12 protein-coding genes and 1 pseudogene are annotated in these 13,852 nt (G+C 66.3%); 6 read left to right on the plus strand and 7 right to left on the minus strand.

What is annotated here, in order from left to right:
• Nucleotides 1-24: 24 nt before the first annotated feature.
• The 4 genes from QMX85_RS08120 to dinG all read right to left on the minus strand — a co-directional run bounded on the left by QMX85_RS08120 (nt 25) and on the right by dinG (nt 6,853).
• A complete protein-coding gene (locus tag QMX85_RS08120; protein ID WP_273231864.1) occupies nt 25-765 on the minus strand; it encodes an OmpA family protein in 741 nt (246 codons plus the stop codon).
• Between the two features lie 144 nt (nt 766-909).
• A complete protein-coding gene (locus tag QMX85_RS08125) occupies nt 910-2,058 on the minus strand; it encodes a serine hydrolase domain-containing protein (protein ID WP_282339696.1) in 1,149 nt (382 codons plus the stop codon).
• A 131-nt stretch (nt 2,059-2,189) separates the two neighbouring features.
• The gene (locus QMX85_RS08130; RefSeq protein WP_282339698.1) at nt 2,190-4,625 is read right to left on the minus strand and encodes a beta-agarase; all 2,436 of its coding nucleotides are present in this window, start codon (nt 4,623-4,625) and stop codon (nt 2,190-2,192) included.
• An 83-nt stretch (nt 4,626-4,708) separates the two neighbouring features.
• Nucleotides 4,709-6,853 (minus strand): ATP-dependent DNA helicase DinG, encoded by a 2,145-nt coding sequence (gene dinG, locus QMX85_RS08135; protein WP_282339700.1) that lies wholly within the window; start codon nt 6,851-6,853, stop codon nt 4,709-4,711.
• A gap of 230 nt (nt 6,854-7,083) precedes the next feature.
• On the opposite strand from dinG, the gene QMX85_RS08140 reads away from it, so the two are divergent.
• A complete protein-coding gene (locus QMX85_RS08140; RefSeq protein ID WP_282339702.1) occupies nt 7,084-7,548 on the plus strand; it encodes a CopD family protein in 465 nt (154 codons plus the stop codon).
• A gap of 3 nt (nt 7,549-7,551) precedes the next feature.
• Here the strand turns inward: QMX85_RS08140 and QMX85_RS08145 are convergent, their stop codons facing one another.
• Nucleotides 7,552-7,818 (minus strand): DUF1145 domain-containing protein, encoded by a 267-nt coding sequence (locus QMX85_RS08145; protein ID WP_282339704.1) that lies wholly within the window; start codon nt 7,816-7,818, stop codon nt 7,552-7,554.
• 156 nt (nt 7,819-7,974) lie between these two features.
• Nucleotides 7,975-8,337, minus strand: a pseudogene (locus QMX85_RS08150) (OmpA family protein); the annotation flags it as partial.
• A 418-nt stretch (nt 8,338-8,755) separates the two neighbouring features.
• Between QMX85_RS08150 and QMX85_RS08155 the strand changes: the two are divergent.
• Both QMX85_RS08155 and QMX85_RS08160 read left to right on the plus strand, forming a co-directional pair.
• Nucleotides 8,756-9,253, plus strand: a complete 498-nt coding sequence (locus QMX85_RS08155; RefSeq protein WP_282339705.1) for a DUF6231 family protein — start codon at nt 8,756-8,758, stop codon at nt 9,251-9,253.
• A gap of 4 nt (nt 9,254-9,257) precedes the next feature.
• Complete coding sequence (locus QMX85_RS08160) at nt 9,258-9,725, plus strand: YchJ family protein (protein WP_282339706.1); 468 nt, start codon at nt 9,258-9,260, stop codon at nt 9,723-9,725.
• On the opposite strand, the gene QMX85_RS08165 is transcribed toward QMX85_RS08160, so the two are convergent.
• Entirely contained in the window at nt 9,726-10,268 is a 543-nt protein-coding gene (locus tag QMX85_RS08165; protein ID WP_282339707.1) for a hypothetical protein, read from the minus strand. It abuts the gene before it with no gap.
• 113 nt (nt 10,269-10,381) lie between these two features.
• Here QMX85_RS08165 and QMX85_RS08170 point away from each other — a divergent pair, with 113 nt between their 5' ends.
• From QMX85_RS08170 to QMX85_RS08180, 3 genes are all read left to right on the plus strand, one after another.
• Nucleotides 10,382-10,876 carry an LEA type 2 family protein gene (locus QMX85_RS08170; protein WP_282339709.1) on the plus strand — a complete coding sequence of 165 codons (495 nt, stop codon included), beginning with the start codon at nt 10,382-10,384 and terminating at the stop codon, nt 10,874-10,876.
• A gap of 6 nt (nt 10,877-10,882) precedes the next feature.
• Entirely contained in the window at nt 10,883-11,077 is a 195-nt protein-coding gene (locus QMX85_RS08175; protein WP_282339711.1) for an SEC-C metal-binding domain-containing protein, read from the plus strand.
• A 221-nt stretch (nt 11,078-11,298) separates the two neighbouring features.
• Nucleotides 11,299-13,836 carry a penicillin acylase family protein gene (locus QMX85_RS08180; RefSeq protein ID WP_282339713.1) on the plus strand — a complete coding sequence of 846 codons (2,538 nt, stop codon included), beginning with the start codon at nt 11,299-11,301 and terminating at the stop codon, nt 13,834-13,836.
• Nucleotides 13,837-13,852 lie beyond the last annotated feature (16 nt).

Here is a 13,852-nt window from a genome sequence, read left to right on the forward strand (position 1 = left end):
AGTCCTAGCTTAGCCAGGCAAGCCTTACTTGGCTTGATCTGCGGCAACCACCTTACCCACCGCGGCGATCTTCGGACCGCTCGCCAAAGGCGCGCCCGGCGCGGCTTCGACGCCGGCTTCGGCCTTGGCCGGCTGGCTGTACTGGGCGAGCAGCGCGGTCAGGGTGTCCTGCGGCGTGAGCATGATCTCCACGCGGCGGTTCAGCGAGCGGCCCTGGGCACTGTCGTTGGCGGCGCGCGGCATGTCGGAGCCTACGCCCTGCTGCTTCAGGCGATCCTGCTTGAGGCCGCTGAGGCGGAAGATCGAAGCGAAGGCGCGGGCGCGATCCTGGCTGAGCTTGCGGTTCAGGTCGAGGGCGCCGGAGCTGTCGGCATGGCCGAGGATCAGCACGGCGGTCTTGGAATCGTCCTGCACCAGCTTGGCGACCTTGGTCACCGGGCCAAGGGTGACCGGGAGGAGCATTTCCGGGCGATCCGGGTTGAACGAAGAGTCCACCGGCGCGGTGATCACCAGCAGGTTTTCACGACGCTCGACTTCGAACTTGCTGCCCTTGAGAGTCTCACGCAGCTGCGGCTCGTAGGTGTCGAGCCAGGCCTGGGTGATCTTAGGATCAGGCATCTCGACCTTCTTCTGTTCAGCCACCGCTTCCTTCTTGCCGAACGGCCACCACGAGCTGCTCTTTTCGCCGGCGTCATCGCTTTTGAACGTGCTGCAGCCCGATACGATCATGCACAGAATCAAGGTAGTGGTCTTGAACAGCTTCATGAAATGGTTTCCGTAATCTGGAAGTTGATGGTCGGGTCGATAGGCGCAAGATAAGGAAGCGGCGCCGCGCTCTCATACTTCAAGTTAAATTCTGGACGCAACTTATTAATTCGAAAAGGCTTCCGTAGAGAAACTGACGAGCGGCTATTCCAGGCACCCCGCCGTCACACGGGCCAGGCGCTGCGCCCGCGGGTCCATCAGCACGTAGGGGCCGAGGCTGTTGCAGACGAAGGCGAAGCTCAGGTCGCGCTCCGGATCGGCGAAACCCATGCTGCCGCCCGCACCCGGATGGCCGAACGCCTTGGGACCCATACCGTAGGTGGCATTGGCCACGTCGGGCTGGTCGAGCATGCAGCCGAGGCCGAACCGGGTGGCGGTGAGCAACGTGCGATCCTCGCCGCGACGGTGCTCGCGGGTCAACTCGCCGATCAGCTCGGGCTCCAGCAAACGCCCATCCAGCAGGCCGCTGTAGAAACCCGCCAGCGAGCGCGCGTTGCCGTGGCCGTTGGCCGCCGGCTGTGCCATGCGCCGCCATTCGGGCTTGTTGGTGCTGGTCAGTACCGACGGCGGGTTGGTGAAGGCGCGCGTGCTGACGGCGTTCGGTTCGCTCATGAAGCACTTGAGCAGGCGCTGCGCGGCGGCGTCGCCCAGGTTGCCCTTGGCCCGCGACATGTGCGCGACCCGGTGGAACTCGGAGTCTGCCAGGCCGACGTGAAGATCCAGGCCGAGCGGCCTGGCCACCCGGTTGACGATGGACTCGCCGGGACCACGGCCATCGACGCGACGCAGCAATTCGCCGACCAGCCAGCCATAAGTGATCGGCGCGTAACCGTGTGCTTCGCCCGGCGTCCACCAGGGTTGCTCGGCGGCCAGGGCGTCGGTCATCGCCTTCCAGTCGTAGAGCGCCTCGCCAGGCAGCTGGGCGTGCAACGCCGGCAGGCCGGCGGCGTGGCTGAGCAGGTGGCGCAGGGTGACGTGCTGTTTGCCGGCAGCGGCGAACTCCGGCCAGTAGTACGCCACCGGCCGGTCCAGCTCGAGCTTGCCCTCGCCCACCAGTTGCAGCGCAGCGACCGCGGTAAGCGTCTTGGTGCAGGAGAACAGATTGAGGATGGTGTCGCTGTGCCAGGCTTCGGCGCCATCCTTGTCGGCGGTCCCGGCCCAGATGTCCACCAGCGTCTCGCCGCCGATCTGGATACACAGCGCGGCACCGCGCTCCTGGGGGTTGTCGAACAGTTCGGCGAAGGCGTCCTTCACCGCTTCGAACTGGAGGTCGTAGTAGCCCTGAATCTGCACGCCGGCACCTGCGGGTAACGAGTCAGCCCGCATTGTTCCAGCACCGGACGAGCTTGGGAACCGGAAGAAAGACGGGTTTCGGCCCCACATTCACGCGCAGCCACCGCGCAAGGGCGGCTGCGCGTCGCCGGTCAGGGCGTTTTCGCCTTTCCCGTGTCCGGCAGCCACTTCTCCGGGACCGCCAGGTTGGCCTTGCGCACCGCCTCCACGAAACCTTGGTAAGGCAGGTCGGTGATGCCCACCAGCCCCAGGTGGCCGTTCTCGCCATCAAGCAGGCGACCGGTCACCGGCTGGTCGAGATACTGGAACCAGTGCGCGCCGACGATCGTCGGCTCGGCAATGGCGCGCGCGATGAAGTTGGCATAGGCCGGCCCGCGCTCTTCTTCCCTGTAGACCTCGGCGACGCCACCCCAGAACGGCCCGCGGTCACGCGAACCGAAGTGGAATTCGGTGACCATCACCGGCTTATCCAGCTTGCGCAGCGCCTCGAAGTCGTAACCCTGCTGCGGCTCCCGGGTATAGAAGTTGAAACTCAGGACATCACAGTACTTGGCACAGGCGGCGACCGCCTCCGGCGTGCTGATGGCGAAGCGGCCGCCCAGCAGCAGGTGGTTCGGCGCGTGCCATTCCAGCGAGTCGGAGATCGTCTTGAAGTAGGTTTCAGCGAACACCCGCTGGAAGTACTGCAGGTCTTCCTCGACGGCCGGGTGTTCCGGGCTTGGCAGCGGCGCTTCGAAGCCGGGGTCTTCCATCAGCTCCCAGTGCTCCAGGTCGATGCCCCAGGCCTTCGACAGGCCCTGCTCGTTGCGGTACTTGTCGCGCAACTGCTTGAGGAAGGCGCGCTTGGCCGGCACGTCCGTGGTCAGGCGCAGGGTACCGTAGGCGATGGCGTAGCGATCGTGCGGCTCGCTGCCCGGCGCGGCCCAGGAAAGCTCGTTGTCGGCGAAGAAGCCGATCAGCCAGGGGTCGTCGCGGTGGCCGCGGGCGGCGATGGCGATGGCGCGCTCGGCGGCCATGGCGAAACGCGGATCGAAGGGATCAGGAATTCCGCCCCACCAGTCGTGGCCGGTGCTGATGGTGGCGTAGTCGCCGGAAATCGACAGCGGCACGGTGAACGGCATGCGCCTGGCGTCCCCCAGTTCTCCGTCGCTCCAGTTGCCGATGGTGTTGAAGCCCCAGGCCTTCAGCCGGTCGATGCTGCGCGCCGCCCAGTGCTCGACGGCGGAGGCGCGCTTGAGACGGTCGCATTCTTCCGCGGTCGGCGGTTCGGCGTCGCTTTTCGGCGCATCGCTCGGCGCGGCGGCTGCCGAGGCCGGCGCGCTCAGGTGCGTCTCGCTGCCCGGCACCACGACTTCCGGTTTCGGCGCGGGAGCGGCGGAGTTCGCAGTGAGCGCGGCGGGCGTGCAGCCCACGCACTCGCTGGAGCCGGCGCACGGCAGGTCGCCGTACTGACGCTCGAGGTTGGCGTTGTAGAAGTCGAACCAGCGTCCGCTGGCGTAGGCGCGGCCCTTGTTGGCGCCGGTGTCGCTGCGGTTGTCGCCCTTGCCATAGAACCGCCCCAGCGGGCCGTCGGCGGGCGGCAGGTCGCTGAACATGCTTTCGCGACCCTCGACGTAGGTCTGGCTCTGCTGCAGGGTCACCGCGTTGACGCCGAGGGAGAAGTACGGATGGCCGTCCGGGGTCACCAGGTACCAGCGACCGTCCTGCTCGAGCGTATTGAAGAAGCCCTTGGCCGGGAACGAAGGGCCGCGCAGCCAGCCGCCATAACGATCCTGCTGCGGCAACTGCTGCTGCCACTTCCTGACCTGTTCGGCGTCCTTCGCCGCGGCGGCGCGCAGTTGCTCGTCGCTCCTGACCTTCTCCGGCCAGTTGCCGCGCGTGTACTGGCCGAAACCATCGACGGTGCCCTTGTAGGCGTCGTGGAAGTCTTGGTCGCCACGCACGCCGAAGCGGCCGAGCAGGATGTTCTGCGCCACGTCCGGATTGCTCAGGGATACTGTCACCGAACTGACCTGGGCGGGGTTCAGCTCGCCCTCGACGGTATCCGCCAGGAGCAGCTTGCGATCGCCCCGCGCCCACGGCATCGGCAGGCCGGCGCGCATGCCCAGCGCCCGCGGGGAGGTGGCCTGCAGCGGCACCAGCAGGGTCTGCGCCGGGCCGGCCGGCAGAGCGATGCGGGTGGTCAGCGCCTTGCCGTCGGCACTCTCGATGCGCACGTCGACGGTCAGCGCCCAGTCCATCGCGCTTTGCAGGCGCAGGCTCATGGCACGCATCTGCGACCAGTCCCAGGTGCCCTGTTGCGGCGTGAGGATCAGGCTCGGCTTCGGCGCCGGGTTGAACACCAGGCGGCGGAGGATTTCCCCCTCCGGGGTGCTTTCCGCGGTCAGTTCGGGAAAGAACGCATCGTTGGTCTGCACCTTCACCACGTCGGTGGGGCGGACGAAGTTGAACAGCACCTGCGGCGCCGGCTCAGGAACCGCCGCCGGTGCGGCGGCGGGTTCGGACGCGGCGAGCGCCGGCGCGCTCAGCAACAGGGCGAACAACGTGGACAACGAGCGGTGAATCATGAGGCGGTATCTCCATTACGACCGGCAGTAGACAACGATGTCGGGAAAGAATGCCCAATCCCTGGTGCAGCGGGCGTTCGCCCTCAGGCAATTTCACGGCGGAACGGCGGCAGGGCATTGAGGATCGCCTTGCCGTAGCGCTGGGTGACCAGTCGACGGTCGAGCAAGGTGATGGTGCCGCGGTCGGCTTCGGTACGCAGCAGGCGGCCACAGGCCTGGATCAGGCGCAGCGAGGCGTCCGGCACGGCGATTTCCATGAACGGGTTGCCGCCGCGTGCCTCAATCCATTCCGACAGCGCCGCTTCCACCGGGTCGTCCGGCACGGCGAAGGGAATCTTGGCGATCACCACGTGCTCGCAGTAGGCGCCCGGCAGGTCGACGCCCTCGGCGAAGCTGGCCAGGCCGAACAGCACGCTAGCCTCGCCGTCGTCGACCCGCGCCTTGTGCTTGTTCAGGGTTTCCTGCTTGGACAGGTTGCCCTGGATGAACACACGCTTGCGCCAATCGCGCTCGAGGCCGTCGAAGACGTCCTGCATCTGTCGGCGCGAGGAGAACAGCACCAGGGTGCCGCGCGCACCTTCCACCATCCGCGGAAGCTCGCGAATGATCGCCGCGGTGTGCGCGGCAGCGTCGCGCGGGTCGGCTTTGAGGTCCGGCACCCGCAGCACACCGGCATCGGCGTGGTGGAACGGGCTCGGCACGATGGCGGTGACCGCGGCCTTGGGCAGCCCGGCACGCATGCGGAAACGGTCGAAGGTGCTCAGCGCGGTGAGCGTCGCCGAGGTCACCAGCGCACCGTAGGCGACGTTCCACAGGTTGCGCCGCAGGGTCTCGGCGGCCAGGATCGGACTGGCGTTGACCTCGATGTCGTAGAGCGCGCCGCTGTCGGCGAGGGTCAGCCAGCGCGCCATCGGCGGGCTGTTTTCCGGGTCCTCGGCGGTGAACGCGGTCCACAGCTCCCAGTTGCCCTGGGCACGCGCCAGCAGGCTGCCGAACAGCGGGTACCACTCCTCGGCCTGGTGGCTGGCGATGCCCAGGCCAGGCTCCCCGTCCATCGCCTGCTTGAGCAGTTCGGCCAGCCGGGTGAACACGTCGGTGAGCTGGGAAAAGCCCTTCTTCAGCTCGATGCCCAGTTCGCGCAGGTGCTCGGGTACCAGGCCGCCGACGAAGCGATGGCGCGGCCGCTCGCGGCCCTCCATGTCTTCGCCGGCCTTGAAATCGGCGAGCTGTTCGCAGGCGGCGAACATGAACTGCTGCTGGCTGCGCAGCTCGCGGGTCAGCTCCGGGACCTTCTCGATCAGCCGGCCGAGTTCGCCCGGCAACGGGTGCTGGGCGAGCAGCTTGGTCAGGTTCTTCTCCATCTGCGCCAGCCAGTCGGCGGTGGAACGCAGGCGGGTGAAATGCGCGAAATGGCCGATCGCCTTGTCCGGCAGGTGGTGGCCTTCGTCGAACACGTAGAGCGTGTCGCGCGGGTCGGGCAGCACCGCACCGCCGCCGAGGGCGAGGTCGGCGAGCACCATGTCGTGGTTGGTGACGATCACGTCGACCTTGGTCATGCCTTCGCGCGCCTTGTAGAAGGCGCACTGCTGGAAATTCGGGCAATGCCGGTTGGTGCACTGGCTGTGGTCGGTGGTCAGCCGCGCCCAGTGCTGGTCCTCCAGCGCTTCGGGCCAGGAGTCGCGGTCGCCGTCCCAGCGGTTGCCGGCGAGCTTCTCGATCATCTGGTTGAACAGCTTCTGGCTGTTCTCGTCGACGTCGATTTTAAAGCCGTCTTCCTCGAACAGCTGCGCGGTGGCACTTTGCGCCTGGCCTTCCTGCAGCAGCATGTCGAGCTTGGACAGGCACAGGTAGCGCCCGCGCCCCTTGGCCAGCGCGAAGCTGAAGTTCAGGCCGCTGTTGCGCATCAAGTCCGGAAGGTCCTTGTGCACGATCTGCTCCTGCAACGCGACCGTCGCCGTGGCGATCACCAGGCGCTTGCCCGCCGCCTTGGCGATGGGAATGGTCGCCAGCGCGTAGGCCACGGTCTTGCCGGTGCCGGTGCCCGCCTCGACCGCCACCACCGCCGGATCGCTGTCGCGGCGGTTCTCGTCGTCGGTGGAGATCGCGCCGAGCACCTTCGCCACCTCGGCGATCATCAGGCGCTGGCCATAGCGCGGCTTCAGCCCCTTGGCTTCGAGAAAACGGGAATAGGCGCCCTGGATCTGGGACTTGAGTTCGGTGCTGAGCATGGGCGTCGGAAAGCCGGAGGGCTGGATAAATTTTCAGTGTTTCGAGCGGGTCGCTATGATAGCGCGCGTTTCGCCAGAGGGGTGTTTACAAAAGCGGCGGGCGACGGACAGGCACGAGGAAATCCGTCGGTAACGCGATCTGTATCTGTCCCGAATGGGCGTTTCCGCCGATCCCGACGCCGTATCGCCACACCCCTGTTTCCTCCCCCAACCCTCCGGAGATAGCCCGAATGACGCTCTACGCCCTTGTTTACGCCCTTCACGTACTCGCCGCGCTGGTCTGGGTGGGCGGCATGTTCTTCGCCTGGATGGTCCTGCGGCCCGCCGCGGTCGTGGCGCTGGAGCCGCCGCAGCGGCTGCGCCTGTGGCTCGAGGTGTTCCGCCGGTTCTTCGTCTGGGTGTGGGTGGCGGTGCTGATCCTGCCGGTCAGCGGCATCGGCCTGTTGCAACTGCGCTTCACCGGCTTCGAGACCGCGCCGCGCTATGTGCACGTGATGATCGGCCTGTACCTGGCGATGCTCGCGCTGTTCCTGCGGGTGAAGCTGCTGCAGTTGCCGGCGCTGCGCCAGGCGGTGGACGCCGAGGACTGGCCGGCGGGTGGCGCGGCGCTGGGGAAGATTCGCCGCCTGGTGGGCATCAACCTGCTGCTCGGCCTGGCTCTGGTGGCGATCGTCGCCGCGCGGCCGAGCTTCTGAGGTTCACTCGGCCGATTTGGCCGGACGCAGCGCCAGCAGGTGGAACACGCCAAAAAGCATGATCTGCAGGCGATCGGACCAGGGCTTGGGACAGCCCTGCAGGCGCGCGCGAAATACCAGGATCTCGATCACGTGCGCGACCAGGAACACCACGCCGCAGAGATTCAGCAGCAGCGCGAACGGCGCGGCGAAGGGCTGCAGCAAGTTCACCAGCAGCACCAGCCAGAACACTAGCACGATGGCTTTGCCCAACAGGCTCAACAGTTTCATCCGACTTCCTTCCATGTGTTCGCGACGGCACCCGCCACGCGTGCCGGGATGCTAGCCGATGACCCCGACGAAGGCATTGCCCGATGCATAAAAAAACCCGCCGAAGCGGGTTTTTCGTGGAACGCCGGCCTTGGCCGGCGTGGCCTCGGCGCAAGATTACTTGGCTTCGGCTTCCACAGCGGCTTCAACGCGACGGTTGATGGCACGGCCGGCGTCAGTTGCGTTGTCGGCAACCGGACGCGACTCGCCGTAGCCAACGGACTCGACACGAGCGCCCGAGACACCCAGCTTGTTGACCAGAACGTCGCGAACGGCACTGGCGCGGCGCTCGGACAGTTTCTGGTTGTAGGCGTCGGTGCCGACGGAGTCGGTGTGGCCTTCGACGACGGTGGTGGTCTGCGGATACTGCTTCATGAAGTCGGCCAGGTTCTGGATGTCGCCCATGCTTTCCGATTTCACGGTGGACTTGTCGAAGTCGAATTTCACGTCGAGTTCGACGCGAACGGCTTCAGCAGCCGGTTCCGGAGCCGGAGCGGGTGCCGGAGCAGGGGTCTCTTCGACGTAGGCGACGGTTTCTTCACCCTGACCGTGGACCCAGCAATAGGCTGCAGCAGTCGCGCCGCCTACCAGCACGCCCCAACCAGCGTAAGCGCTGCTTTCGATGGCGCCCAGAGCGGCACCGGTGACGCCGCCGACAGCCGCGCACATCGGCCAGTCGGATTTCTGTACACCAGCACAACCGGTCAGAACGCCGGAAATCAGAACCAGCGGTACAGCTTTCCTTAACATGCTCATGTGAAGTCTCCTTGGAAGAATCGGATCGTATGCCGACACTTTGGATGGCAACGCTTTTATAAGTCCGCCAGGCGTGGGCGACTGGCCCTGTGCCATGAGGGTTCGAGACGTTAGTCTCTCTGCTTCACGCTGAGGTTCCCCAATGACGGAAAGCTTTTCGCAACGAACACCCCAACAAGCCCTGGCTGCATTACTGGAAAGCCAGTCCCCTGAACGCCTGCTGTTGGCTGGCGCCAGCGATCTGCCAGCGCTGCAAGCCTACCGCGATACGCACCCGAGCTGCCAGATAGATTATGTGGCCCCCGGCCCGCTGCCGGCAGCCATCGCAGCGCAGCGCTATGCATTGGCGGTGGTCGCCGATTGCCTCGAGCATCTGCCCAAGCGAAGCGGCCTGGAACTGCTTGGCGGCATCCGCAACCTGAACGCTCATCGGCTGGCCGTGCTGGTCGACCTGGCCGCCAGCGACTGGCAGGCCACCGACTTCTATTCGCTAGGGATGCAGGCCCGGGAACGTTTCCGCCGCGAGGCGCAGGTGCTTACCCTGTTCACCTATGATCTACATGATTACAAGCAGGTCCCGGACTGGCTGAACGCCCGGTTCTGGGCCAACCCGGAAAACTTCGGCAAATACTGGTGGTGAAGCCATGAGTCCCAGTTGTCCCTGCGGCAGCGGCAGCCTGCTGATCGAATGTTGCGGTCGTTACCACGGCGGAACGCCGGCGCCGAGCGCCGAGCAGCTGATGCGCAGTCGCTACAGCGCCTATGTGCTCGGGCTGATCGATTACCTCGTCGCGACCACCCTCCCCGCCCAGCAGTCGGCGTTGGACCGCGGCGCGATGGCGGCCTGGAGCGCGCAAAGCACCTGGCTGGGTCTGCAGGTGGAAAGCAGCGAGGTGCTCGGCGGCCAGCCCGAACATGCCTTCGTGACGTTCGTCGCGCGCTGGCACGACGGCCAGGGCGAGCACGCCCAGCACGAGCGCTCGGCGTTCGTGCAGAACGCCGGCCATTGGTACTTCATCGACCCGGGCGTGCCGCTGAACGCGGGACGAAACGACCCCTGCCCCTGTGCCAGCGGGCAGAAATTCAAGAAGTGCTGTGCGGGTTTCTTCTGATTACATCAGCCTGATGTGCGAGACATCCGGGGCTGGGGCGGCGGGCGCCGCCTTGGCCTGCCCCATGTCGCTGCCGACCGGTGCCAGGCTGAGCGCAGAAAGATCGACCGCCGGCGCCTCCGGTTCGGGTTTGCGGTCCTGCAGGTCCGCCCCGACGGGCGCGATGCCGAAATCCGGCGCCTCGACATCGACGAAGGCCGCCATGTACTCGTCGCGAGGTGCCACCTGCAGCCGACGCGTCGGCGCGGACTCAGCCGGCGACGCGGCGGCCGGCATCGGCGGAGGCGGCGCCATTTCGACCTCCTCCACATCCACTTCCATCGAGCTGACTTCGGCCAGCGCGCCGGCTCGCTCCAGCGCGACGCGGTACTTTTCCGCCGCCGCTTCGTCGAGGTTGTTCTTGATCACCATGCGCCGGCCGGAGAAGAGCAACGCGATGCGTTGCGCGTCGGCCTGGAACAGACGCGCCAGGTTGGCCTTGACCGCATCGGGTTGTGCGCCGGGCATCAATCGGCCGCTGAAAGCGATCTCGTAAAGCCTCATGGGTGAAACTCCTGTAAAAACCGTCTGCAGTATGGCGCAGCTTTTTTTCCCTCCACAACCGATTGCCGCCGAGCAGTTGCTTGTTACACTCAGCCGTCAATCGGAGTACCGGCATGTTTTCCCAGGTTTCCCTAGCAAGAATTCTCGGCCTTCTGGCACTGCTCGCCCTGAGCGCCAGTCAGGTGGGTTGCTCGACCTGGTTCACCAGCCACCTGGAGGACCCCGAGGTCCGTCTGGTCAAGGTCGAGGTGGTCAAGGCCCGCTTGCTGGAGCAACGCTTCACGCTGCGTTTCCGGATCGATAACCCGAACGACGTTCGCCTGTCGGTGCGCGGCCTCATCTACGACATCTACCTGAACGACATCCCGCTGGCCGAAGGCGAGTTCAACAAGCACGTCAGCGTGCCCGCGCATGGCCACCAGACCTTCGAGATCCCGGTGCGCACCAACCTCTGGCGCCACGTCAAGGGCATGGTGAAGATGCTCGAGGAACCCGAGGCGCCGATCCACTACCGCCTCAAGGGCGAGGTCAAGACCGGAATGTTCTCCCGCAACGTGCAGGTTCTGCGCATAGGCGAGATAATCCCCGGCGATTACCTACCGGAGTAGCTTTCCATGTCCCAAGAACCCCATGTCCATGGCCCCGATTGCAACCATGACCATGAGCATGAGCATCACCATCACGTGCACGGTCCCGACTGCGGCCACGCGCACCAGGAACCGCTGCGCAACCCGCTGAAGGACGTCGGTCGCAACGATCCGTGCCCGTGCGGCAGCGAGAAGAAATTCAAGAAGTGCCACGGCGCCTGACGCGTTCCCGGGCAGCCGTCGCCCCGGCTGCCCGCCTGATTCCAGCCCAACCGGACCACGCTGAATTTGCCCCGCGCGCCCCTTGCCAGCCGCCGCGTCGCTCACTACCTTAGCTCGCCTTCGCGGCGCGTTGCCGCGCCGGTAGCCAGCGCCTTTGCTAGGCTGACCGAAACCTCGCCCTTCACCTCTTCCTATCGTCTTCGCTGCAAGAGGCTTTTCGCATGCGCTTTCGCCTGTTCCGTCCGCTGACCGGTGCGTCCCTTGGCCTGGGCTTCGGCGCCCTGCTCGGCCTCGCCGGTTGCCAGTCCCTGCTCGACAGCCGCTACGCCGACAGCGTGGCGCCCGACCAGGGCGTGCTGCGCATCAAGGGTGTGGCGGAAAGCGCGGTGGTGCGGCGCAACCCGCTGGGCATGCCGCTGATCGAGAGCGGCAACTTCCACGACGCACTGTTCGCGCTGGGCTACGTGCACGCCAGCGACCGCCTCAGCCAGATGGTCGGCATGCGCCTGATGGCCGAGGGGCGGCTGTCGGAGATGGCCGGTCCCGGCGCGCTGGAGATCGACCGTTTCATGCGCGCAGTGAACCTGCGCGCCAGCGCCGAGGTGCTCTACAAGAACGCCTCGCCGCGCCTCAAGCAGTTCTTCGAGGTGTATTCGCGCGGGGTCAACGCCTACCTCTATCGCTACCGCGACAAGCTGCCGATGGACCTCGCCGAGTCCGGCTACAAACCGGCCTACTGGAAACCGGAGGATTCGGTGCTGGTGTTCTGCCTGCTGAACTTCGGCCTGGCGGTGAACCTGCAGGAAGAAATCGATTCGTTGGTGCTGGCGCAGAAGGTCGGCAGCGACAAGCTCGCCTGGCTGCTGCCGACCTACCCGGACGAAGCGCTGCCGTTCGACGAAGCGGACAAGCTCAAGGCCCTCAACCTCGGAGGTCAGATTCCCGGCCTCGCCGCCGTGGATTCCGCCGCCGCGCAGGTCGCCAGCTTGAACATGCTCGGCGTTGCCGCCTCCAACAACTGGGCGATCGCACCGTACAAGAGCCGCAGCGGCAAGAGCCTGCTGGCCAACGACACGCACCTGCCGCTGTCGATGCCGTCGCTGTGGAATTTCGTGCAGATCCGCTCACCCAAGTACAACGCCGCCGGGGTGTCCATCGCCGGCGTGCCGGCCGTGGTCGCCGGCTTCAACGGCAAGCTGGCGTGGGGCATGACCATGGTCATGGGCGACAACCAGGACCTGTTCCTAGAGAAGGTGAAGAAGGAAGGCGGCCGCCTCTACTACCAGGTCAACGGCAAATGGCAGCCGGCGCGCGAGCGCAGCGAGACCTTCTTCGTCAAAGGCCAGAAACCGCTGCGCGAGGTCATCTACGAGACGCGCAACGGTCCGCTGCTGAACAGCGTGCTGGGCGAGCGCAAGACCCCGCTGCAACCGCTGCAGCTGTCCAGCGGCTACGGGCTGGCGCTCAAGAGCATCCAGCCTGACGGTGACAAGACCCTCGATGCGTTCTTCGACCTGTCGCGCGCCAAGTCGGTGGAGCAGGCGTTCGACATCACCCGCGGCGTGCAGGCGATGGCGCTGAACATCGTCTTCGCCGACGCCGAGCACATCGGCTGGCAGGTCACCGGGCGCTACCCGAACCGCCGCCTGGGCCGCGGCCTGATGCCCTCGCCGGGCTGGGACGACCGCTACGGCTGGGACGGCTACGCCGACTCGATGCTCTTCCCCTACGACCAGGACCCGCCGCAGGGCTGGCTGGGCACCGCCAACAACCGCACCGTGCAGGGCGGCTACGGCGTGCAGCTGTCCAACTCCTGGTACTACCCGGAGCGCGCCGAGCGCATCGCCGAACTGGCCGGGCGCGGCAAGCAGGACGCGCAGAGCATGGTCGCCATGCAGTACGACCAGACCACGCCGTTCGCCGCCAAGCTCAAGGCGATGTTCGACGAGCCACTGATGGCCGGACCGCTGAAGAACGCCATCGACGCCCTGCCCGCCGACCAGCGCGGCAAGGCGCGCGAGGCGCTGGACCGCCTGCGCGTCTTCGACGGCAAGCTGGCGGCGAACTCGGCCGACGCCGCGCTGTACGAGGCCTTCCTCTACGAAAACGCGCGGCAGACCTTCCTCGACGAGCTCGGCCCGGAGACCAGCCCGGCCTGGAAAGCCCTGGTGCAGACCGCCGACACCTCCTACTCGGCGCAGGCCGACCACCTGCTCGGCCGCGTCGACAGCCCGTTCTGGGATGACGTCAACACGCCGCAGAAGGAAGACAAGCCGGCGATCCTCGCGCGCAGCCTGGCCGCCGCCGTCACCTTCACCGAAAGCAAGCTCGGCAGCGACCGCAGCGCCTGGCAGTGGGGCAAGCTGCACACCTATACCTTCGCCAGCGACGCCAGCAAGATGGCGCCGCACATGGCCGCCGGCGAGCGCGCCAAGGTCGATGCGATCAAAGGCTACCTGGACCGCGGCCCGTACATGGCCGGCGGCGACCACAGCACGCTGAACGTCTCCGCCTACCACTGGGGCGCGGATTTCGACACCTGGCTGGTGCCGGCCATGCGCATCGTCGTCGACTTCGGCCGCGACGAGCCGCTGATGGGCGTCAACAGCTCCGGGCAATCCGGCAACCCGGCCAGCAAGAACTACGCGGACGGCATCGACGCCTGGCTCAAGGCGCAGTACCAGACCTTCCCGTTCAAGGCGGAAAACCTCGACCGCGCCTACGGCAACAAACGCCTCTACCTGCTGCCGGCGAAATGATCCGCGGATAGCGGCG

Origin of the sequence: Pseudomonas sp. PS02288 (genome assembly GCF_029959715.1) — a bacterium.
GTDB classification, from domain to species: domain Bacteria; phylum Pseudomonadota; class Gammaproteobacteria; order Pseudomonadales; family Pseudomonadaceae; genus Pseudomonas_O; species Pseudomonas_O kuykendallii.

Excerpts from the sequence above, each read along its gene's own strand:
- QMX85_RS08155 (WP_282339705.1), top strand. The coding sequence starts at position 8,756 with ATGACGGAAAGCTTTTCGCAACGAACACCCCAACAAGCCCTGGCTGCA.
- QMX85_RS08145 (WP_282339704.1), bottom strand. The coding sequence starts at position 7,818 with ATGAAACTGTTGAGCCTGTTGGGCAAAGCCATCGTGCTAGTGTTCTGG.
- QMX85_RS08160 (WP_282339706.1), top strand. The coding sequence starts at position 9,258 with ATGAGTCCCAGTTGTCCCTGCGGCAGCGGCAGCCTGCTGATCGAATGT.
- QMX85_RS08120 (WP_273231864.1), bottom strand. The coding sequence starts at position 765 with ATGAAGCTGTTCAAGACCACTACCTTGATTCTGTGCATGATCGTATCG.
- QMX85_RS08165 (WP_282339707.1), bottom strand. The coding sequence starts at position 10,268 with ATGAGGCTTTACGAGATCGCTTTCAGCGGCCGATTGATGCCCGGCGCA.
- dinG (WP_282339700.1), bottom strand. The coding sequence starts at position 6,853 with ATGCTCAGCACCGAACTCAAGTCCCAGATCCAGGGCGCCTATTCCCGT.
- QMX85_RS08170 (WP_282339709.1), top strand. The coding sequence starts at position 10,382 with ATGTTTTCCCAGGTTTCCCTAGCAAGAATTCTCGGCCTTCTGGCACTG.
- QMX85_RS08180 (WP_282339713.1), top strand. The coding sequence starts at position 11,299 with ATGCGCTTTCGCCTGTTCCGTCCGCTGACCGGTGCGTCCCTTGGCCTG.
- QMX85_RS08140 (WP_282339702.1), top strand. The coding sequence starts at position 7,084 with ATGACGCTCTACGCCCTTGTTTACGCCCTTCACGTACTCGCCGCGCTG.
- QMX85_RS08130 (WP_282339698.1), bottom strand. The coding sequence starts at position 4,625 with ATGATTCACCGCTCGTTGTCCACGTTGTTCGCCCTGTTGCTGAGCGCG.
- QMX85_RS08175 (WP_282339711.1), top strand. The coding sequence starts at position 10,883 with ATGTCCCAAGAACCCCATGTCCATGGCCCCGATTGCAACCATGACCAT.